The organism is Pseudomonas sp. RW3S2 (genome assembly GCF_014268955.1).
Lineage (GTDB): Bacteria > Pseudomonadota > Gammaproteobacteria > Pseudomonadales > Pseudomonadaceae > Aquipseudomonas > Aquipseudomonas wayambapalatensis.
On the sequence record NZ_JABWRM010000002.1, the window covers coordinates 218,455 to 239,778 of the forward strand.

The following is a 21,324-nucleotide window of genomic DNA, read 5'->3' on the forward strand; positions in this document are numbered from 1 at the left end:
TGCGCGGGAACAGGTAGAACGATCATGAAGATGGTGTTGCGCCGATCAGGGCCGTGGCCGACCCCGATCGGTTGATGCAGGCGGGCGCCTCAGCGCTGCGGATTGAGCGTCAGGTGCACGTGGCGGTTCACGTCCTTGTACAGCAGGTAGCTGAACGGACCTGGACCACCCGAGTAGCAGGCTTGCGGGCAGAACGCACGCAGCCACATGAAGTCACCGGCTTCGACTTCCACCCAGTCCTGGTTGAGGCGATATACCGCCTTGCCTTCGAGCACATACAGGCCGTGTTCCATGACGTGGGTTTCGGCAAACGGAATCACGCCGCCTGGCTGGAAGGTCACGATGTTGACGTGCATGTCGTGACGCATGTCGGCCATATCGACGAAGCGGGTGGTGACCCAGCGTCCTTCGGTGCCTGGCATCTCGATGACCGTGGCGTTATCGCGGTGGGTGACGAACGATTCTGGAACCGCCAGGCCTTCGACCTTCTGGTAGTGCTTGCGCAGCCAATGGAACGTGACGTTGGCCTTGCTGTTGTTGCGCAGGCTCCACTCGGCCCCTGGCGCGAGGAAGGCATAGCCGCCAGGCACCAGGGTGTGGTGCTTGCCTTCGACAGTGATGTCGATCTCACCTTCGACGACGAACACCACGGCTTCGGCATTAGGGTCCAGCTCAGGGCGTTCGCTGCCGCCCTCAGGGGCGACTTCGACGATGTACTGCGAGAAGGTTTCGGCAAAGCCGGTCAGCGGGCGAGCGATGACCCACATGCGCATCTTGTCCCAGAACGGCAAGTGGCTGGTGACGATGTCACGCATTACGCCCTTGGGAATGACGGCATAGGCCTCGGTGAACATGGCACGGTCAGTCAGCAGCTCGGTTTGAGCCGGGTGCCCACCGTGGGGGGCGAAGTAGGAGTGATTCGACATGGACAGTCTCGACTTGTTGTTCTCTCCCCGTGCCGTGAACCGCACCGGCCGGTGCGGCGCAGGGGATGCACGGACAGCATAGGGGCGAGGCCCTGGCATCCACAAATTAAATGTTGGAATACCCGGTATTTTCTTGCTGAATGCTGAGCGGCCGTGCTGTCAGCGATTGCTGGTCAGCCGCTGCTGGGCCGCCACGCAACCGTTGATCTCCACCGCCTTCTGCAGCAGCGCCTGACGCCGTTGTGGGTCGAGTTCACCTAGCAGGCGATAGACCTCCGCCTGGTAGTCACGCTGACGCCCCCACTGGAGCTCCAGGCCTTGCGGACGACTGCGGTTGCAAGCCAGGCGAGTGGCGGGCTGCGGATAGTAGGCGGCGTAAAGGGTCGCCATGCTCGGAATGGCTTCCAGCGCCTCGCGGTAGGCGGGGGTGGTGTTGTAGGACGGACACCAGTTGGCGATCGCCGTCGCTGGTGGGGCGAAACCCTGGCGCAGGCTGGCTTCGAGCAGTGGACAGGCCGCGTCGGCAATCTTCCCGGCGGGCAGGTAGGTCATGTAGTACAGCGCCAGACGGTACTGCGCCACGGGATGGCCCAAGGCAACCGACTTTTCCAGCAAGGCTACCGCCGTTGGCAATGTGCGTGCCATCGCCTGGCCCTGGCGGCTGAGCTCCGGATCATTGGTATCGGCTGTGCGCAGGGGGCTGGCGCTGTCATCCTCGGTGTCGGCCTGCTCGAGCAATGGCAATGCCTGGCGGTAGAGCAGGTCGGCATGGGGATCGATGCGAACGTCGAGCGCCTGGGCGGCAAACGGCGTCAGCGCCGCGAACAAGCCCGAAAGGAAGACGGCTCGACTCACGAATGGGCCTCGCAGGCTGGCGCCCAGGTGAGACGAACCAGAAGCGTTTGGGCAGCAAGAGTGTTCATGACGTGTACGCGTTTGCCTCGGGCGACCGGGAGCGGTGATGGATCATTCTAGCCATCCCGAGGTGCTGTCGAAAGAGTCTTTGTTTGCTGTCAGACGAGCTTGAAAGGCGTGACCTTGCGGTTAGCGCACTTTTCCTGGGCCAACCCCAGCTTTGCGGTGATGACCTTGGCCAAGGCGTTGTTGCCCAGATCATTGAAATGCAGACGATCGATGAACAGATGCTCATTGAATACCGGTGAGCTGCTGAGCATGCCGTTCATGTCATAGCAGGGTACGGTCTGCGCCTGACTCTTGATGCGCCGGAAGAAGGTTGAATGCAATTGACTGTCGTAGACACCCTCCAGCAAGCGGTCGAAGTTGCCCGGCTGACGGTCCAGCGCCGACAGCATGGCATGTTCGCTGGCGGGCAACTGCTCGCGGCACCAGGGCAGCAGTGGCTGAAGGATGAACGTCAGGGTGGTATGGCTGTCGGCCAGTAGCCGCTCCCATTGGCACAGGGTGCGGCCGATGCAATCGGCGGCACGAAGCAGGCGTTTTTCCGGCGCTGACAGCGGCCAGGCGCAGAGTGACGGTGGCGAACGACGGGGCGCGAGACTTTGCCCCAGGCGCTGCCAAAACGAGGCCCGCCCAGGTTTGGCCGGTAGTTGCACGCCTTCGTTGAAACTGTTGAGAAAACGCTGGTACGGCCGTGCTCCTTCAGGTTCCTGGTCGCCTGCGAGGATTTCGCCAAGCCCTTCCTGGGCCAGGGTGTTGAGGCCACTGAGGACCACGACATGGCCGATCTGGCCGAGGCGATGCTGATGACTGAGGAACATCAGCAGCTCCTGGGTGGCGTTCAGACCGCAGCCGGCCAGGTTCAACCAGATCTCGCCGGTGAGCATCGACAGGTAGGACGCCACGGTGTGTTCATCGGAACTGGCGCCGATACCCAGGGCGGTAGAGCCGCCCACCAGCAGGTTGATACGCGCCGCGCCGCCGCGCTCGGCCAGTGAAAAGCGCTTGCCGGCACAGTGGCTGTAGCGCAGGCCCAGGGCGTCGGTGTTGATGGTGTCGGAGCGGTAGCCACGCTCATGCACGTAAAGGGTATGCGGCGCGCGACGTCCGCCCAGCAGCAGGAAGCGCTGGTAGTCTTCTCGCAGGGGAATGGCGCTGCCCACGTCCGGGGTGATGTCGATCGGTGTCATGGGCGCTCCTGGGTATCGGGCGGGCTCAGGCGGCCAGTTCCTTGAGGTTGTAGAGCAGCCCCCCCGCGGCGATCAGCAGCAGGGCGACGCCAGACGCCAGGCTGATCAGGCGGTTGCTGCGCTGCGAGGCGATCTTGCCGATGGCGAAGATGTAGAGGCTCAAAACCGCGAAGTCGATGGCGATCCACAGCAGCGACAGCACTACCATGCTCTTCTCGAAGGATTCAGTGACCTGGATGAACTGCGGGAAGAAGGCAATGAAGAAGATGATGTCCTTGGGATTGGAAATGCCCACCATGAAACCTTGCAGCAGGCCGCCTCGGCCAGTGCTGCGCGGTGTTTCGACCGTTTCGGCAGCGTGCTCCCGGGGTTGCTGCTGCAGGGCTTCGCGCAGCGTGCCCACGGCAATGTAGCCAATGAACAGGCAGCCCAGCAGGCTCATGCCGCTGAGCCAGGCTTTGTCGATGGCGGCGCTGGTCATGATGATCCAGGCTGCAGCACCAATCAGCACCAGTGACGCCCAGTTGGTGCCGACGGCGGTGAACAGGGCTTTGCGCGAACCGGAGGCGGCAGCGGTATTGACGATCAGCGCCACTACCGGGCCTGGCGTGGCGATCAGCAGCAGGACGGTGAGGGCGTAGGTAGCAGTCAGTGCGGTATTCACGTTCAGTTCTCGATCTGGTTTTCAGGCGTTGCGGTGGCATGGAAGGGGCAGCGCGAGGGTTTGAGCGAGCCCATCTCCTGGAGTTGATATTGCTTCCATTCGAAGTTGTCGTCCTGGCCGAAGAAACCCAGGCTGTCGGGTATTACCCCGTCGTTGTACTGCGCAACCCGTTCACGGATCCGCGCGCGGATGCGCTGGCCACTTTCGGTGCTGGCACTGGCCACTTCGTCGAAGCTTTCCCGTGGATTGATGACGAAAGCGATGCTGTTGCCCAGGTTGCGGCTTTTCATCTGGCGATGGGCGGGAAAACTCATGTTGATGAACAGTGGCATGCCGGCAAAGCAGAATGACCATTGGGTGTCATGCGGGTCACGGGGCACATCCTGCGGCCAAGGCTGGGGATCGCGGGCGTGGACCTGCTGGAGGATCTTCCAGGCTAGCGCTTGCTGTTCGGCCAATGTGCCGTCGATGGTGGTTTCAAGAAACACCAGCAGCGGGTTGCCGATGCGCTGCTTGAGCGGGATCGGCGCGATGGTGCGGACATAGTCGGCGAGACCGCGGGCGATGTCATTGGCAGGATCATCGGCGCGTGCGAAAAGAATGTGGCAGGTGGCGGCGGCGACCGCCTTGCGTCCGAAGAGGCAGGGAAAGCCAGGGTTGCCGAGGATTTCCTTGAAGTGCTCTATGGTCTTGTACGTCCAATGCTGCTTGTTCCGAACATGTTCATCGGCCAGCTCTAGCGCATCCAGGCGATAGCAGTTTCCATAACCCGTAAACATGGTTTCCCCAGGAAATTTCTATAAAGTGGTTTTTCTGCCTTATCGCGGCGTGTTGGTTAGCTGTAATTGTTATTTACCGGCATTTTCGAAGAACCTCCCTAGGTTGTAAAATGCCTGGAACTATGACCTACTATTAGTTTCACTCATGCTTTGGAAGGCGACGATGTCAGAACGGATTCAAGCCCTGCATGCCTTGCGTGCCTTCGAAGTGGCTTCTCGTTACGGCTCTTTCACCCGCGCAGCGGAAGAACTGGCCTTGACCCAAGGGGCGGTAAGCCATCACATCAAGACCCTCGAAGCCATGTTCGGTTGCGACCTGTTCGAGCGCCGCGGCCCCAAGCTGCGCCTGACCGAGCACGGTCGGTTGCTGGCCCAGGAGCTCAAGGTCGGTTTCAAGATCATCGAGAATGCGTGCGCCTTGTTGCGCCAGGACCGTTACGGCCTGCGTCTGAAAGCCGCCTCTACGCTCACCGTGCGCTGGCTGCTCAAGGCTTTGGATGGTTTCAAGAAGATCGACGACAGCTGTAGCGTGCAGTTGTCGAGCGTCTGGATGGACATCGACACGGTGGATTTCTATTCCGAGCCCTACGATTGCGCCATCCTGCTGGGCAGCGGCAAGTTCCCTGCCGATGTCGAGAGCCTGAAGCTGTTCGATGAGTGGCTGATCCCGGTCTGTCACCCCGACTACCTCCAGGAGCCTGAGCCAGACCTGTCGGTGCTGCGCAACTGCGAATTCCTCCATCCCTCGTCCGATCGCCGAGACTGGCGGCGTTGGCTGGCGCGGGTCGATGCACTGGACATCAGCATCGATCAAGGGCAGGTGTTCGACACCCTTGACCAGGGAATTTCCGCGGCGCAGCAGGGCTTGGGCATTTCGGTGGTCGATCTGGTGCTGGCCAGTGCCGACCTTGCCGCCGGGCGCCTGATCACACCCTTCAAGCAGGCCGTGGCGACGGGCGATGGTTACTACATGACCTGGCTCAAGGCCAGCCCCAAGGCCCGGCAGATGAGCAAGCTTCGTGATTACCTGCTTGGCCAGGTACCAGCGCTGGCGCTCAAGGACATCAACTATCTGTACGGCTGAATACCGTTAAAGCACTTCGCCCAGGCCTGTCACGACAGGCCTGGGCGAATGCGTTCGCGAGGTCAGAAACCGAAGCTGCTCAGCCCCGGATGGTCATCCGGACGACGCCCCAGCGGCCAACGGAACTGGCGTTCCTCTTCGGTGATCGGCATTTCATTGATGCTGGCGTGGCGGTTCTGCATCAGCCCATCGGCGGCGAACTCCCAGTTCTCGTTGCCATAGGCGCGGTACCACTGGCCGCTGTCATCGCGGTACTCATAGGCATAGCGCACGGCGATGCGGTTTTCGGTGAAGGCCCAGAGCTCCTTGATCAGGCGGTATTCGTGCTCACGATTCCACTTGCGGGTCAGGAAGGCCTGTGCCTCGTCGCGGTTGGTGGCGAAGTCGACCCGGTTACGCCAGCGGGTGTCTAGGGTGTAGGCGAGGGCAACCTTGGCCGCATCGCGGCTGTTCCAGCCATCCTCGGCCAGGCGGACTTTCTCGATGGCGGTTTCGCGGGTAAACGGCGGCAATGGTGGGCGGGACATCGCGGTACTCCTCATGTGCAGGTCCGGAAGAAGTGGCCTGATGGATGAAGCGTAGGCTCAAGCGTGTTCGGAGGGAATCGATGCTGGTGGCAGTTCATAATTGCGGCAAGTGGAATAATCCGACCCGTTTCAGGGCTCGACCTCGTCCACATACGCTTCGAAGAACCAGTCCGGGATCTCCTCGGTGCGATATTGCAACTGCGTACCCGCGCTGACCCTGACCAACTCGCCGTCGTCAGTGGTCAGCACGCCCTGCTGGCTCACCTGCAGGGCGCGCTGATAGGCGCTGAGTGTCGCTTCACGGGCATGCTCGGGTACTGTCTGCTCGAGGGGCATCATAGCGCTGGCGGTGCAGGAAAACATCAGGCGGTGTCATGGCGAAGGTCCTGGGGAGGGCCTATTGGAGACTGGCAGAAGACGCGGTTCAGCGTTTCCCCATTACCTGTAGTCCCCCTCCGAAGAACCCTGGACGGCGCTTACAGCGCTTCGCTGATGGTGCCGTTCGCCACCTTGTTGCGTCCACCCAGCCACACCAGCAGCAGCGCGGTCGCCGCCAGCAAACCGCCGGCCATCGGCACCGCGGCGTAGCCCAGGTCGAGGCTGATCACCGCGCCGCCCAGGGCGGCACCGACAGCATTGCCCAGGTTGAACGCGCCCACGTTGATCGAAGAAGCCAGGCCTGGGGCCTCGGCAGCCGCGATCATCACTCGCATCTGCAGCGGCGGTACCACGGCGAAGGTGAACACCCCCCAGACCAGCAGGGCCAGCGCAGCACCGACATGGCTACCCAGCACCAGCGGCATGAGCAGCATGATCACCGCCAAGGTGCCGAGGAAGATCCGTGCCGCGCCGTCCAGTGACCAGTCGGCCAGACGACCGCCGAGGTTGTTGCCGATGGTGAAACCGACACCGATCAATACCAGGCCGAGTGTGACGAACGCATTGGAGGCGCCGGTCAGTTCCGCGAGCACCGGGGCAACATAGGTGTACAGCGTGAACATGGCGCCTGCGCCGAGCACGGTGGTGGCCATCGCCAGCAGCACGCTGGGGCGGGCGATCACCGCCAGTTCCTTGCGCACGTGGGGCACGCTGCCGCGCTCGCCCTTGGGCAGGGCGTACCACAAGGCACTGATGGCGATCAGGCCGAGTACGGCGGTGCCGGCAAAAGCCATGCGCCAGCCGATCTGCTGGCCGATCCAGGTGGCGGCCGGGACGCCGCCGATATTGGCGATGGTCAGGCCCATGAACATGGTGGCAATGGCACTGGCCTGCTTGTCCTTGGGCACCACACTGGCCGCGACCACCGCACCCAGGCCGAAGAAAGCACCGTGGTTGAGGCTGGTGATCAGGCGCGAGGCCAGCAGGGTGTAGTAGTCCGGCGACAGTGCCGACAGCAGGTTGCCGACGGTGAAGATGCTCATCAGCATCATCAGTGCAGCACGCTTGCCGAAGCGGCTGAACAGCAGGGTCATGATCGGTGCGCCGACCATCACGCCAATGGCGTAGGCGGTGACCAGCATGCCCGCAGTAGGGATGCTGGCGTTGACACCTTCGGCAATGACCGGCAGCAGGCCCATGGGGGCGAATTCGGTGGTGCCGATGCCGAAGGCGCCGATGGCCAGGGCAAACAGGACCCGTTTAGAGGAAAGCGCGCTCATCGGAAACTCCGGGTTATGGCGAATTCAGGAATGTCGGGTGTGGCGTCGACCGCAGTCGACGCCCAAGTGCGGTGAGGGATCAGTCCCAGGCCGGCGCCAGGCCATCCGGGCTGACCTCGCGGCCGTTGCGTTCCAGGTCTGCGATCTGCGCCATGTCTTCTTCGTCCAGGCGCAGGTCACGGGCAAGCAGGTTGCTGGCCAGGTTCTCGCGCTTGGTGGAGGAGGGGATGACGGCATAGCCAAGCTGCAGGGCCCACGCCAGGGCGACCTGGGCCACCGTGGCCTTGTGCTTGGTAGCGATGCTGGCCAGTACCGGGTCCTTGAGCACCTTGCCATAGGCCAGAGTCATGTAGGACGTGACGGTGATGCCCTGTTCCTTGAGGAAAGCCGTGAGCTTGCGGTTCTGCAGGTACGGGCTGAGCTCGATCTGGTTGGTGGCGATCTCGCCCTTGCCGACCACCTCGATGGCCTGGCGGGTCAACTCGATGTTGAAGTTCGAGATGCCGATCTGGCGGGTCAGGCCAAGTTTCTTGGCTTCGGCCAGGGCGCCCATGAACTCGCGCAGCTCGACACCGTTGCCTGGGGCTGGCCAATGGATCAGGGTCAGGTCGACATAATCAGTGCGCAGCTTGGCCAGGCTCTCGCGCAGGCTGGGGACCAGCTTGTCGGCAGCGTAGCTGTCGGTCCAGATCTTGGTGGTGATGAACAGCTCGTCACGAGGCACACCGCTTTCGGCGATGGCCTGGCCGACGTCGGCTTCGTTCTTGTAGATCTGTGCGGTGTCGATGACACGGTAGCCCAGCTCCAGTGCGGACTTGACCGAGTCGATGACGGCTTGGCCGGTGAGACGGAAAGTGCCGAGGCCGAAGGATGGAATGCTCATGGATCTGCTCCTGCTATGGGGGAATTCGGGGTCGATCGAGAGGCATTGGCGCCTGGATACATCGACCATTCGAGTGGGGAGCAGTTTGAAGGTTGCAGCGGGGTTGATTAAGAGGGGCGTGGGGCAAGGTCTTTTGACCTGGAATCATGAATAGCCGGTGATTGCTTCGCGCAGCGGGCATTTCCACGGCCTCAGAGCACATCGGGCCTGGCTGGCAGGCCCGATGTGGCAAGGGTTACAGCGTCCACCTCATGGTGACGGTGAAGTTGCGCGGATCGCCGAAGATGTTGGCCCCGGCCGGGTTGCTGATGTTCTGGTAGTAACGTTTGTCGAACACGTTGTTCAGGTTGCCTTGCACGGTGAAGTGCTTGTTGATCCGGTAGGCGGTCATCAGGTCGGTCACGCTGTAGCCGCCCTGCTGCACACCGAAGCTGGTGTAGGCCCGGCTCTGGGTACGGAAGCCGCCACCGATGCTCCACTGGCTCAGGTCACCCGGCAACTGGTAAACGGTGTTGACCTTGAACAGGTTGTAAGGGGTGTCGCTGTCGAAGCGGTCGCCCTTCTGTTGAGTACCGGTTTCCTTGGTGTACTTGGCGGCGGCATAGGTGTAGCCGACCGACGCCTGCCAGCCCTCGGCGAGCATGCCTTGCACTTCCAGCTCGACGCCCTTGGTCTCGACTTCGCCCGCCGCCTCGTAGCAGCTATCGGAGAGGTCCTGGCAGGACGACTGTGGCAGGGCCTTGGCGAGGTTTTCCTGGTTCAACTGGAAGTAGGCCAGGCTCACGTTCAGCGCGCCGCCGAAGTATTCGCCCTTGATGCCGGTCTCGTAGTTGCTGCCGGTGACCGGATCGAGGATGGAGCCGGTGGCCGAGCGGGATTCCTGAGGCTTGAAGATGCGCGTCCAGCTGGCGTACACCGAGTAGGTGTCGTTCAGGTCGTAGACCACGCCGGCATAGGGCGTGAACTCGCGGGTGGCCTTGGAGCTGTTGCCGAAGGCGTAGGTGCCGGATTGGGTCTGCTGTTCGTATTCATACCAGTCCAGACGCGAGCCAAGAGTCAGCTTGAGGTCGTCCTGGATGTTGAAGCGAACGGTGGCGTAGGTGCTGGACTGCTCGACCTTGCCCTTGCGCGACCAGTTGAAGTCGATCTCGGGCTTGGGCACCGAGCCGAAGTCGAACGACAGCGGATCGACCGGGTAATCGAAGGTGCCCAGCGGGCCGCCGCCAGGGCCGTCGTCGGTGCGGTCGTGGCGGTAGCTGCCACCGAGCACCAGTTCATGGGTGCGACCGAACAGGCTGAACGGGCCGCTGACATAGCCATCGACGCTCTTCTGGGTGTGCTCGTAAGTGTAGCGGCCTACGTTGAGCTGCAGCGTGTCGGCGGCCTGGTCGAGGCGATAGAAGCTGGTGCCGAGCATGTCCATCTCGCCACGCAGCCAGGTGGTGTTCAGGCGCAGCTTCCAGTCGTTGTCGAAGCGGTGCTCGATCTCGGCGAAGACGCTCTTGTTCTTCTTGTCCCAGTAGGTCCAGGACGGGCTCATGCGGTGCGAGCGGGAGATCGGCAGGAAATTGCCGTTGGCGAAGGTCGGCAGGCCGGACCAATCGGCACCAGGGTTGTCCTCGCGGTTGTAGTAGCCGCCCAGGGTGAGGGTGGTGTCCTCAGTCAGGTCGAATTCGGTGATGCCATACATCAACTGGCGTTTGTTGCTGTAGTCGTCGACGAAGCTGTCCTTGTCCTGCAGGGCGACGACAGCGCGACCGCGTATGCTGCCACTGTCGTTCAGCTTGCTGCTGGCGTCGAGCTCGGTCCGAAAGTTGTTCCACGAGCCTGCGCTGGTGGTGATCGACATCTGCGGCTCGACGGTCGGCCGCTTGCGGATCAGGTTCAGCGTACCCGACGGGTTGCCGGCGCCGACCATCAGGCCGGAGGCGCCGCGCACCACTTCCACGCGATCGAACATCGACAGCATCGAGGTGCCGAGGGTGTCGGTGTCGTAGGCCACCGGCAAGCCGTCGATCATGATGTTGTCGACCGAGGTGCCGCGCGAATAAAAGGTCGGACGTTCACCGCCGGTCTTGCGCAGGGTGAGGCCAGGGGTATACAGCGAGACGTCTTCGAGGGTCTGCATGTTCTGGTCGTTCATGCGCTGGCGGGTCAGTACCGTGACCGACTGCGGCGTGTGGCGCAGGGACGTCGGCAACTTGGTCGCCGTGCTCATCGAGCCTGTGGTGTACGAGCCTGTGCCTTCGGTGGTCTCGCCCAGTACGCCGGCGTTGACGTTGGTCGCCCCCAGTTCCACCGCGCCGCCTTCCCTACGGCCGCTGATGGTCACTGTGGTGCCGTTGACGCTGTAGCCAAGGCCCGTGCCGCCGAGCAATTGGCGCAACGCGGCATCGGGCTCCAGCGAACCCTTGACCGCGGTGCTGCGTAGGCCGCTGATCTGGTCGGGGGAGTACAGCAGTTGCCACTGGCTTTGCTGCCCAAACGCAATCAACGCGCTACCAAGCGCCTGCTGGGGGATGTTGAAGGCCACTTGCTGGGCCTGGGCAACCATCGGCGCTGCCAGCATCATGCCGACAGCGGTGGCGGGCAAGCCGGACGCCATGAGGCGCCGGACAAGCATGGCCTTTGACAACGGGCGAAGGGTAGGGAAGAAGTGCATTGGCAGACTCTATGATTATGTTGTAGATAATGATTTGCATTACATGTAGTGAGACGCACAAACACAGCAGAACCGGAAAAATCCGGTTCTGTTTTTTTTCAGGCGTGTGTTAGCTCCTCGACGACCTTGCCGGCCTCCAGCCTCACGAGCTGGTCGGCCATGTCGAAGTAGCGGTCATCGTGGGAGATCACGATGATGGTCTTGCCCAGGCGCTTGAGGTCCGGGAGCAGCTCGGTATAGAAGATGCGACGGAAGGTCGGATCCTGGTCGGCGGCCCATTCGTCGAAGACCAGCACCGGGCGTTGTTCGATCCAGGCATTGACCAGCGCCAGGCGCTTGCGTTGCCCGGTGGACAGGTCGGTGGTGCTGAACTGGCCGTCGCTGACCTTGACCTTGTGGGCGATTTCCAGACGCTCCAGGTACTGGTTGGCATCCTCGGGAATCGCCTGGTCACCCTGCACCAGATCGTCGAACAGGTAGTAGTCGGCGAAGACCGTGGTGAACAGCTGGCGGTAATCGTCCCGCGATTCGGCATCCACAGCCTTGCCATTGACCTTGATCTGGCCCTGCTGTGGGGCATACAGCCCCAGCAGCAGCTTGATCAGGGTGGTCTTGCCGCAGCCGTTTTCGCCGACGATGAACACGATGTCGCCCTGGGCGATCTTCAGGTTCACAGGCCCAAGGGTGAAGGGGCGCGCATCACCGACCGGCGGGAAGGCAAAGCCGACATTGCTCAACTCCAGGCTGTGCACCTGCGCTGCGGCCTGTCCGGAGTCGGCCAGCAACAGGTGAGGCTCGGGGGTGGCGAAACGCTCCGACAGCTCGGCAATGCGCTGGAAGGCGATGCGCGCCCGGCCGATGATCGGCAGGGTGCTGATCAGGTGCTCCAGCGGCCCTTTCATGTACAGCAGCACCAGCACGAAACCGCTCATGACGCTGGCGTCGGCACTGGGCCACAGCGACTGCAGCACCAGGGCCAGACCGATGACCACGAAGAACAGCATCGAGCCCAGGCTCTTGGCGACCACGAAGGTGTTGATCGAGCGTGTCTGCAGATCGCGGATCCGTTCGGCCGTGTCGCTGATGCCATGCTGGAACATGCGCTGGCGGCGCGGACGGTGGATACGCAGCTCCTTGGCACCGGCGGCGATTGCACTGTAGTGCTTCTGCAACTGGTCTTCGGCATCGCGCGCTGCCATGAACCCGCGAATGCCACGGGACTGCGCCACCGACTGGATAGCGATGCCGATGGCCAGCGCGGCCAGCATCATCAGGAACATCGGCCAGGACAGCATCGCCAGGTAGCTCAGGCAGCCCAGGGTGACGGTCAGCGAAATCGCCAGTGGCGCGAAGGCGAAAGCGAAGTCGCTGATGGTGTCCACATCGTGGGTCAGGACCGGGATCAGGCGGTGGCTGCGAAAGCGCTCGATCTGTTCGATCGGTGCCGCCAGCACCTTCTCGCCCAGCTCCTTGCGCAGCTTGGCGATGATGTGCTGGCCCACCTGGTTGGTGCCGATGTCGGAGAGGATGCTGCTGACCAACGCCAGGGCGCACAGCCCGACGAAGCCCAGCACCAGCCCCTGGCTCAGCCCGCCTTCGGTGTGCAGCCCGTTGTTGATGGTGGCCAACAGGGCGGTGACGCTCAAGCCACCGACCATGCCCAGGGCAATCGACAGGGCGACCACCGGCCAGAAGGGCCGCAGCAGCGTCAGCAGCTCGCGCACGGCCCCACGGGGTTGTTTGCTCATCGGAAGGTTCCTGTCTTCAGGCGCTGGTCATGCGCAGTGCGGCCGGGGCGTTGCTGGCGTGCTTGCCCAGGTGCTGATACAGCGACTGACCGATTTCTGCGGCACGTGCCGGCAGCACCGACAGCAGGGTGTCGCTGAGCCCGTGCGAGGCTTCGCAGAAGCCTTGCAGGTAGACGCTGGCACCGAACTCGGGGCTCGCCAGGGCGCGGTAGTCGCGGTCGACCTCGAAGTCTTTCAGGTGCTGCTGCAGCGGAGCCAGCAGGTCGCGGTGGGAGCGACGCTCGTAGCCGGTGGCGAGGATCACCGCGTCGTAGCGGTGGGTCTGGCGAACGTCGGTGGCCAGGTCGCGCAGGGTCAGCTCGATGCCTTCGGCGGTGTCTACCACTGCTTCGATGGTGCGGCGGCACAGCACGGCATGGCGATACTGATGGGCGACTTTCTGGCGATACAGGATGCCGTAGATGCGCTCGAGCAGGTCGACGTCGACCACCGAGTAGTTGGTGTTGTGGTACTCGCCGATCAGTTTCTCGCGTTCGGCGTGCGGCTGGTTGAACACCAGGTCGGTGTACTCGGGGGCGAAGATTTCATTGACGAAGGGGCTGTCGTCGGCAGGCTTGAGTGCCGAGGCGCGCAGGATCATGTCGACCTTGACCGACGGGTAGCTGTCGTTGAGGTCGATGAAGGCCTCGGCGGCGCTCTGGCCCGAGCCGATCACGGCGATGCGCATGGGCTTGCCGCTGTTGCACGGCAGTTGCTGGAGGGCGCTCAGATACTGGGAGTGGTGGAACACGCGCGGGTCGTTCTTGAACGGGCGGAAGGCATCGGGAACCTTGGGCGTGCCGCCGCTGCCGACCACCACCGAGCGGGCCCGGCGCTGGTGCTCCTGGCCGTGCTGGTCACGCGAGACCAGGCGCAGGTGATCGACCCGGCCATCACGCAGTTCCGGTTCGATGCGCAGCACTTCTTCGCCATACACCGCCTGGGTGGCGAAATGCTCGGCGGCCCAGCGCAGGTAGTCGTTGTACTCCAGGCGGCAAGGGTAGAAGGTGCCCAAGTTGATGAAGTCGGCCAGGCGCTGCTTCTGGTGCAGGTAATTGACGAAGCTGTAGGGGCTGGTGGGATTGCGCAGCGAGACCAGGTCCTTGAGGAAGGAAATCTGCAGCTCGCTCTGGGTAGCCAGGGTATTGCCGTGCCAGCGATAGTCGCTCTGCTTGTCGATGAACAGCGCGTCGAGGGCGTGGCCGTTGGTTTCGGCGAGCTCTTCCAGGGCAATGGCCAGTGCCAGGTTGGAAGGGCCGAAGCCAACGCCGATGAGGTCGTGGATTTTGTCGGGCGAAGAGGTCTGGCTCATGGTTGCGGTTCCTTGGATGGTCGAGTGGGGGCGCCGCGTGGGGCGCCCCGAGTCCTGCGCAAGTACACCGATAGGAACGAGCCGGGGGTGGGAGAATTTACCGCCGCGTGGCGCCTCAGAGCTCGCGGGCTACCCGGAAACCAAGCCAGTCGCCACGGTCTTCGCGTACCGTGGTGTTGCGGTTGCCTGAACGCGAGAAGATCGGCGCTTCACCCCAGTCGTTGCCACGGATGGAGATCTGCTTGCAGCCCGCCTCGGTGCGCGCGCTGCCGTCGGCGGGGGCGCCGAAATAGCTGTCGTGGTAACAGTCGGCGACCCATTCGTAGACATTGCCGTGCATGTCGTATACGCCGAAGGCGTTGGCCGGGAAGCTGCCGACCGGCGAGCTGAAGCTGTAGCCATCCTTGGGGCCATAGACGTTGGCGTTCTTGCTGATCTCGAAGTTGGCGTCCGGCTCGAATGGGAACATGCCGGTGCTGCCGCCGCGTGCGGCGTATTCGCGCTGGGCTTCGCTGACCATGGCGTAGTGCTTGCCGGTCTTCTTCGACAGCCAGGCGACATAGCGCTCGATGTCGACGTAGCTCATGCACACCGCCGGCTGGCGAGGGCCTTGCGGGTAGCTGGGCTTGCTGTTGGTGCAGCGCCGCCCAGGACGATCGTCGCCGTCGGCGATGACGATGCCAGTGGCCTTCTGGTAGTCGGCCCATTCACCGGCGGTGATCTGGAAGCGACTGATGGCGAACGGCTTGGCGAAAGTCACCGGGTGCTGTGGACCTTCGTCGTCCTGGCGGCCCATCTCGTCGGGCGGGGTGCCCATGGTGAAGGTGCCGGCAGGCAGCACGACCATTTCCGGGCAGGTCTTGTCGCAGTCGCGGAACACTGTGCCGGGCTGGTCCGACGGCTGCGCGGCCAGGGCCGGCAGGCTGCAGGCGGCCAGCACGGCGGCCAGGGTGAGGCGGTGCAGAGGTGCGCTCATGGGAGATGCCTTGTTCAAAGTTGCTGGGTAATCAGGTTCATGACCCGGTCGATCTGCTCTTCGTCGTTGAGCAGGCCTGGCGCCAGGCGGATGACAGGGCCAACGTCGCGTTCGACGGCATCGCACATCACCTTGCCGGCGATCAGCTTGGCGGCGAAGGCATCAGGGTCTTTGCCGGGCACACGGAAGAAGGTGAAACCTGCCGAGAACTGCGCGCTGCGCGGCGTCACCAGCTCGATGCGACGATCTTCAAGCAGGCGCTCCTTGAGCCGGGCGTTGAGCTGGTGGATGCGCGCCTGCACATCGGCCTTGCCCAGTTGCAGGTGCAGCTTGAACGCCTCGCCCAGCGACCAGCGGTATTCGAAGGCGTGGTAGCCGCCGGGGGTCATGATGGTGGCGAAGTCTTCATCGCGGGAGAAGGTGGCGACGCTGGGGGTGAGGTGATCCATGCTGGTCGAGGCTGCGCAGATGATGCCGGTGCCGCGCGGGCCGAACATCCACTTGTGGGTGCCGGCGATGAAATAGTCGCAGTTGAAGTCGGCGAAGCGCTGGTTTTCCACGCCGAAGCCATGCACGCCATCGACCACGTAGAGGATGCGCTCGGCCTCGCTGCGGTCGCGGTTGTGACGGCGCACCAGTTCGCCGATCTCGCCGACCGGCAGCTTGACGCCGCTGCTCGAGTGCACCCAGGTCATGCCCAGCACGCGGGTCTCGGGGCGGATGTTGCGCTCCAGGGTGGTCAGCACCTGGTCGGTGGACACCTCCCAGGGGTTGTCGAACAGGCGGATCTTGCGCACCTGCGTACCCTGGCGCTGGGTACGGAAAGCCAGGGTCTTGTGGGTGGAGTAGTGCTCGTGTTCGGTGGTGAGGATCTCTTGTCTGGCGCCGACCTGCAGGCCGCCATAGATCATGGCCAGGCCTTCGGTGGTGCTGCCGGTCAGGGCAATCTGCCGCGGGCCGACTTCCAGGTAGCGTGCGGCCCAGTCACGCACTTCGTCCTCGCGCTGCCATTCGTACTGGCTTTCCCAGTCCATCAGGGCCGCGGGGTTGCGGTCGAGGTCGGCGCGGTGGCGGTCGATCGCTTCCTGCACCGGACGCGGGTGGGCGGTGACCAGGAAGTTGGCGAAGTGGGCGATGTCCGGGTCCAGCGGGAACAACGTGCGCAGGTTGCGCCATTTGTCCGTGCCGGTGAGCGCTGCTGGCGACGAGGTTGCAGCCAGGGCGCCAGGCAGCAGCGGCAGGCTTGCGGCGACCAGGCCGGCCTGCTTGAGAAAGGTACGACGGTTGCTCATGCGGGCAGGCCTTGATCAGTGTTGGGTGGTGGCGACAGGTTGACCGGCTCTTTGCACCTGGTCCCAGACCCGCAGGAAGTTGCCCGCCCAGAGTTTGGCGATATCGGTTTCGCTATAGCCGCGGCTGAGCAGCTCGGCGGTGACATTGCGGATCTCGCTGACATCCTTCCAGCCATCGAGGCCGCCGCCGTCGTTGAAGTCCGAGCTGAGGCCGACGTGGTCGATACCCACTTTCTTCACCGTGTAGTCGATGGCGTCCGCGTACTGCTTGAGGGTCGCCTTGGGTTCTTCTTCAAGAATCCCGTACAGGCTGCTGGCGTACTCGCCGAAACGTGACTCAGGCCAGATGGCGATCACCGCATCGCCCGGCATCAAGGCATTGGCCAGGCCCTGCAGGGGCTGCAGGTCGAAGCGCGCGCGCAGCGCCTCGAGTTTTTCCAGCACCGGCTTTTCCAGCGGCTTGAGGTACTGGCCGAAGCCGACCACCTGGATCACGCCGCCGCTGTCCTTGATCAGTTGCATTTCCTTGTCGGAGAGGTTGCGCGGGATGTCCACCAGCGCCCGTGGCGCGGAATGCGAGGCCACGATTGGCGCGCGGCTCAGGCGCACGACGTCTTCCAGGGCCAGGGTCGACATCTGCGAGACATCGATGATCACGCCCAGGTCGTTGAGTCGCTTTACCGCCTGCTCACCCAAGGGTGACAGGCCGCCCAGGGCGTCGGCGGTGTCATTGAAGAACGGCAGTGGGCGCGAGGAATCAGCCCAGTCGTTGTTGCCGGTGTAGCTGAAGCCGAACATGCGCATGCCGCGAGCAGCCCACAGATCGAGCTGGGACAGGTCATGGCCCAGCGGGTAGGCGTTGAGCATGCTGATGAAGATGGCGAACTTGCCTTCGCCGTTCAGGCGCCGGAAGTCGTCGGGGGTATAGGCGATACCGACCTGGTTGGGGAAGTCGCGGACCATGCCGCTGATGATCTTGTAGCGCACTTCCTGCTGCTGGCGCGCCTCGTCGACGAAGCCCGGGGTTGGGCGGTGCGGGGCGTTGGGGCCGTTCCAGATCTCTGGCCAGCCGAAGATGGTAAGGGCCGCACCGGAAAGACGACCGCGATTGGCCTTGACCAGGTCGAACTGCCCCGGGCCATCCTTGTCGATCTCGTTGCCGGCGCTGCCCAAGTCCAGCGGCACCGTGATATGGCTGTCGAACGAGAGCATGTGTTCATGCAGGGCGTTGGCCTGTTCGACGATCTTGTGCGGGTAGCCGGCATCCTGGCGTTGCCAGTAGAAGTAGCCGGCGGCACTGCCCAGGGCGGCCACCAGGGCCAGAGGCAGGCCTATGTACAGGGCTTTGCGGGAGCGGGTCTTGGTCATTGCCATCTCGTTGCAGGGCTGATCGCAACCGCCTGGCGGGCAAAGGGCGGCGCCGGGCAGGGTTCGGGTATCAGGTGGACGAATGGCGTGGGGAGAGATTTACGTGCAGCAGCGGGTTTACCCGCGAAAAGCGCACCACGGCGGGTGACGCAGGCCTCGCCAGCGCAAGGCCATGGGCGCAGGCAATGACGCGATCAGATCGACAGGCGCACCATCCGGTTGTCCAGCGGCTGCTCCGGTGCGCGGCGCTTGTTCACCACCAGCTCGCCAATGGCGATCAGCCGCGTACGCGTGACGTTGCGCGACAGCCCCAGCAACTGCGCGGTATGCACCTGGTTGTAATGGCAGAAGTGATAGGCCGAGCGCAGCAACGCATTCTCTACCTTCTCGTACAGGTCGCCCGGCTGTTCCTCGTACAACCGGCTGAACGCCTGCTGCAGCAGTTCATCGATGCCGCCGCCCCTGCTGGCAGAGGCCGTCGAAGGCGGATCGTCCTGACGCTCCAGGCGCAGGTTCGACAGGCGCAAGTCGCGGGCATGGATCAACCCGTCGCCGCAGGTCAGCAGGCTGTGGTGAATCACGTTCTCCAGCTCGCGGATGTTGCCCGGCCAGCTATAGGCCACAAGCTTTGCCTGGGCGTCGGCTGCCAGCTCCACCGGGCCGTAGCCCAGGCGTTCGCTGTAGCTGCGAATGAAGTGGCGCGACAGCGGCAGGATATCGCCCGGCCGCTCACGCAGCGGGTGCAGCGAGAGGGTGACAACGTTCAGGCGGTAGTACAGGTCTTCGCGAAAGTGCCCGGCGTTGATCGCCTTTTCAAGTTGCACGTTGGTGGCGGCCAGTACCCGCACATTGATCGGAATGCTCTTGCGTGACCCCAGGCGCACCACCTCGCGCTCCTGCAGCACGCGCAGCAGCTTGACCTGGATGGGCAGCGGCAGGTCGCCGATTTCATCGAGGAACAACGTGCCGCCGTTCGCCTCCTCGAACCAGCCGGCCTTGGACGCCAGGGCGCCGGTGAAGGCGCCTTTCTCATGGCCGAACAGCTCGGCCTCGACCAGCGACTCGGAAAAGGCGCCGCAGTTGACCGCAACGAACGGGCCGTCGCGGCGAGCGCTGAGGTTGTGGATGTGGCGTGCGACCAACTCCTTGCCCGTGCCGGTCTCGCCAATGATCAGGACGCTGGCCTCGCTGGGAGCGACCTGTTGCAGGTGGGCGAGCAGCGCCTGCGACCTGGTGTCTTCGAAGACCTGTGCGGTCGCCCTGATCGAGGTAGCCAATGATGGTGAAGGGGGGAGGGTCAGCAATTGCATGGACGTGCCTTTAGGAATAGAAGGACGGGGCAGGGCGTTTGTCGTTCAGCGCCCACTCGCCGAGCTCATGGATGCGGTAGTCCACCGGATCGTGCAGGGTCTGGGTCCTGAGGTTGCGCCAGTGCCGATCGAAGCGCAGCGAGGCATGGGTGGCGCGGGCGCCGGTGACTTCGAACAGACGGTTGCAGATGTCCAGCCCATGGCGCGTTGCGGCAACCTTGGCGGTGCCGATGGCCAGGGCCAGGTCGCCACGCGCCTCGGCGCTCAGGTTGTGTTCGAGGGCCCAGGCCGCATCGAGCTGGTCGCTGGCGCGGCGGATCAGCAGGCGCACGCTTTCCAGACCCACCCAGAACTCACCATAGTGGCGCAGCACATAGGGGTCTTCGCGGCTCTCACTGGCGCTGGAACGGAACCAGGGGCGACTCTCCTTCAGCGTGTACTGGCGCGCTTCGTCGAAGGCGCCTTCGGCGATACCCAGGAACAGGTTGGCGAAGTGCAGTTGCGCGATCAACGGACGCAAGGCGGCGAACGGCGTGCTCAGCGGGCCGGGGTCGAGCAGCAGTTCGTTGTGCTCGACCCGCACCCGTTCGAAGGTGGCACTGCCACTGTCGGTCTGGCGTTGGCCGATGTTGTCCCAGTCACCGTGCAGGCTGATGCCGGTACGGCCACTGGGGATTGCCGCGATCAGCAACTTGCCGCCGGCGCGCTCGTCCACCGCCGAGGCGATGAGCATTTCCGAGTCGCTGGCGCCGGAGCAGAAGCTCTTCTTGCCGGAGAATTCGCACCACCCCTCGAAATGCTTGGCCTGGGTTCGCGTATCCAGCGGGTTGAGGGCATTGCCCCAGAACCAATGCTTGCGCGCGGTCTGCTCGAACCAGGGCTGCCATTGGTCAGGGCGGGAGAACAGGCGCACGGTGGCCAGCATCAGGTGGTGGAAACCGAACACGTGGGCAATGGAACTGTCGACCCGGGCGAACTCACGCACCACATCGAAGGTTTCGCGCCAACTCGCGCCCTGGCCACCGAAGGCCGTGGGGATGGCCAGTGACAGCAGGCCGCTGTCGCGCAGGGCATCACGCTCGGCCTTGGGGGTGCCGCCGCGTTCGTCGCGTTCGACAGCCGTGAGGGCGAATTGGGCGGCCAGGTCGCGGGCAATGGCAAGCGCCGGACGCGTGGTGGGGGTCACGGGTGCATTCATGGCGGTCACTCAGGCACTCTTGCGCAGCTGATGGTGGGGGGCGAACAGCGGTACGGCACGTTCGGCGGCCAGGCCGATGCGCGCAGCCAGGGCATCACTGGAAACGCGATAGTCCTGCAGCTCGGCCTGACTGGCATAGACGCCGATGGGCAGGGTCAGTGCCTGCAGGAAACTGAACAGTGGCCGCAACTGATGATCCAGCACCAGCGCGTGGCGCTCGCTGCCGCCGGTTGCGGCCAGCAATACCGGGGTGTCGACCAGGGCGTCCTGGCCGATCAGGTCGAACAGGTGCTTGAAGTGCCCCGGGAAGCTGCCCCGGTAGACCGGCGTGGTCACCACCAGCAGGTCGGCCTGTTCGATGTGCTGCAGTTGCTGCTCGACGGTGTCGGGCAGTTCGCTACGCCACAGTGCAGCACCCAGTGGGCGGGCAATATCGCCCAGCTCGATGAGGTGCGGCCGGATGTGCAGATGCTGGCCAAGCTCGGCGAGGATGGCTTCGGTCAATGCCAGGGTGCGCGAAGGGCGGGAAGTACCACCTGAGAGGGCAACGACGTTCAAGGGGGTGCTCATGGCGAGTCTCCTGTTCGGGTGAGCGGGGGACTTTGCTTGAGCAATCGTCGTGCCGAAGTTTCGATTCCTTTTGAATCAGCGCGTTGCCGCGTTTTCTGCGACAACCGCCGTGTTGCCGGAGCAGCGGGGTTGTTGATCGGGTGTTGCGCTGCAAACAGTTGGCCGGTGTTGGCTGCTGCACAGTTGGGAACGTTATAGAGGAAGTTTTAACCGCATAAAA

General features: G+C 63.5%; 19 protein-coding genes. 1 reads left to right on the plus strand and 18 read right to left on the minus strand.

Annotation, left to right across the window (positions count from 1 at the left end):
* Positions 1–89: 89 nt before the first annotated feature.
* From HU748_RS03875 to HU748_RS03895, 5 genes are all read right to left on the minus strand, one after another.
* Positions 90–926 carry a bifunctional allantoicase/(S)-ureidoglycine aminohydrolase gene (locus HU748_RS03875; protein WP_054890674.1) on the minus strand — a complete coding sequence of 279 codons (837 nt, stop codon included), beginning with the start codon at positions 924–926 and terminating at the stop codon, positions 90–92.
* A gap of 159 nt (positions 927–1,085) precedes the next feature.
* On the minus strand, positions 1,086–1,781 hold the full coding sequence (locus tag HU748_RS03880; protein WP_186664928.1) for a sel1 repeat family protein: 696 nt from the start codon (positions 1,779–1,781) through the stop codon (positions 1,086–1,088).
* Between the two features lie 158 nt (positions 1,782–1,939).
* Positions 1,940–3,034, minus strand: coding sequence for a hypothetical protein (locus HU748_RS03885; protein ID WP_186719278.1), 1,095 nt, complete (start codon positions 3,032–3,034; stop codon positions 1,940–1,942).
* Positions 3,035–3,059: 25 nt separating this feature from the next.
* Positions 3,060–3,698 carry a LysE family translocator gene (locus HU748_RS03890; RefSeq protein ID WP_186664924.1) on the minus strand — a complete coding sequence of 213 codons (639 nt, stop codon included), beginning with the start codon at positions 3,696–3,698 and terminating at the stop codon, positions 3,060–3,062.
* A gap of 2 nt (positions 3,699–3,700) precedes the next feature.
* Positions 3,701–4,477 (minus strand): YqcI/YcgG family protein, encoded by a 777-nt coding sequence (locus tag HU748_RS03895; RefSeq protein WP_186719279.1) that lies wholly within the window; start codon positions 4,475–4,477, stop codon positions 3,701–3,703.
* A 163-nt stretch (positions 4,478–4,640) separates the two neighbouring features.
* On the opposite strand from HU748_RS03895, the gene HU748_RS03900 reads away from it, so the two are divergent.
* Positions 4,641–5,561 carry a LysR substrate-binding domain-containing protein gene (locus HU748_RS03900; protein ID WP_186708153.1) on the plus strand — a complete coding sequence of 307 codons (921 nt, stop codon included), beginning with the start codon at positions 4,641–4,643 and terminating at the stop codon, positions 5,559–5,561.
* A gap of 62 nt (positions 5,562–5,623) precedes the next feature.
* Here the strand turns inward: HU748_RS03900 and HU748_RS03905 are convergent, their stop codons facing one another.
* From HU748_RS03905 to msuE, 13 genes are all read right to left on the minus strand, one after another.
* Entirely contained in the window at positions 5,624–6,088 is a 465-nt protein-coding gene (locus tag HU748_RS03905) for a DUF1348 family protein (protein ID WP_063544979.1), read from the minus strand.
* Positions 6,089–6,217: 129 nt separating this feature from the next.
* Entirely contained in the window at positions 6,218–6,451 is a 234-nt protein-coding gene (locus HU748_RS03910) for a hypothetical protein (RefSeq protein ID WP_186708151.1), read from the minus strand.
* Positions 6,452–6,564: 113 nt separating this feature from the next.
* Positions 6,565–7,746, minus strand: coding sequence for an MFS transporter (locus tag HU748_RS03915; protein WP_186664917.1), 1,182 nt, complete (start codon positions 7,744–7,746; stop codon positions 6,565–6,567).
* A 79-nt stretch (positions 7,747–7,825) separates the two neighbouring features.
* On the minus strand, positions 7,826–8,629 hold the full coding sequence (dkgB, locus tag HU748_RS03920) for a 2,5-didehydrogluconate reductase DkgB (RefSeq protein WP_186719280.1): 804 nt from the start codon (positions 8,627–8,629) through the stop codon (positions 7,826–7,828).
* 235 nt (positions 8,630–8,864) lie between these two features.
* Positions 8,865–11,222 carry a TonB-dependent siderophore receptor gene (locus HU748_RS03925; RefSeq protein WP_238343276.1) on the minus strand — a complete coding sequence of 786 codons (2,358 nt, stop codon included), beginning with the start codon at positions 11,220–11,222 and terminating at the stop codon, positions 8,865–8,867.
* A gap of 167 nt (positions 11,223–11,389) precedes the next feature.
* Positions 11,390–13,039, minus strand: coding sequence for a cyclic peptide export ABC transporter (locus tag HU748_RS03930; RefSeq protein ID WP_186708147.1), 1,650 nt, complete (start codon positions 13,037–13,039; stop codon positions 11,390–11,392).
* A 16-nt stretch (positions 13,040–13,055) separates the two neighbouring features.
* The gene (locus HU748_RS03935; RefSeq protein WP_186664914.1) at positions 13,056–14,390 is read right to left on the minus strand and encodes a SidA/IucD/PvdA family monooxygenase; all 1,335 of its coding nucleotides are present in this window, start codon (positions 14,388–14,390) and stop codon (positions 13,056–13,058) included.
* A gap of 115 nt (positions 14,391–14,505) precedes the next feature.
* Positions 14,506–15,366 (minus strand): formylglycine-generating enzyme family protein, encoded by an 861-nt coding sequence (locus tag HU748_RS03940; protein WP_186719282.1) that lies wholly within the window; start codon positions 15,364–15,366, stop codon positions 14,506–14,508.
* 14 nt (positions 15,367–15,380) lie between these two features.
* Positions 15,381–16,658, minus strand: coding sequence for an aminotransferase class V-fold PLP-dependent enzyme (locus HU748_RS03945; protein ID WP_186719284.1), 1,278 nt, complete (start codon positions 16,656–16,658; stop codon positions 15,381–15,383).
* 15 nt (positions 16,659–16,673) lie between these two features.
* On the minus strand, positions 16,674–18,026 hold the full coding sequence (gene pvdM, locus HU748_RS03950; protein WP_186719286.1) for a pyoverdine-tailoring dipeptidase-like protein PvdM: 1,353 nt from the start codon (positions 18,024–18,026) through the stop codon (positions 16,674–16,676).
* Between the two features lie 194 nt (positions 18,027–18,220).
* Entirely contained in the window at positions 18,221–19,336 is a 1,116-nt protein-coding gene (locus HU748_RS03955; RefSeq protein ID WP_186719288.1) for a sigma-54 dependent transcriptional regulator, read from the minus strand.
* A gap of 10 nt (positions 19,337–19,346) precedes the next feature.
* Positions 19,347–20,534, minus strand: a complete 1,188-nt coding sequence (locus tag HU748_RS03960) for an acyl-CoA dehydrogenase family protein (RefSeq protein ID WP_186708137.1) — start codon at positions 20,532–20,534, stop codon at positions 19,347–19,349.
* A 9-nt stretch (positions 20,535–20,543) separates the two neighbouring features.
* The gene (gene msuE, locus HU748_RS03965; protein WP_054890659.1) at positions 20,544–21,104 is read right to left on the minus strand and encodes an FMN reductase; all 561 of its coding nucleotides are present in this window, start codon (positions 21,102–21,104) and stop codon (positions 20,544–20,546) included.
* Positions 21,105–21,324 lie beyond the last annotated feature (220 nt).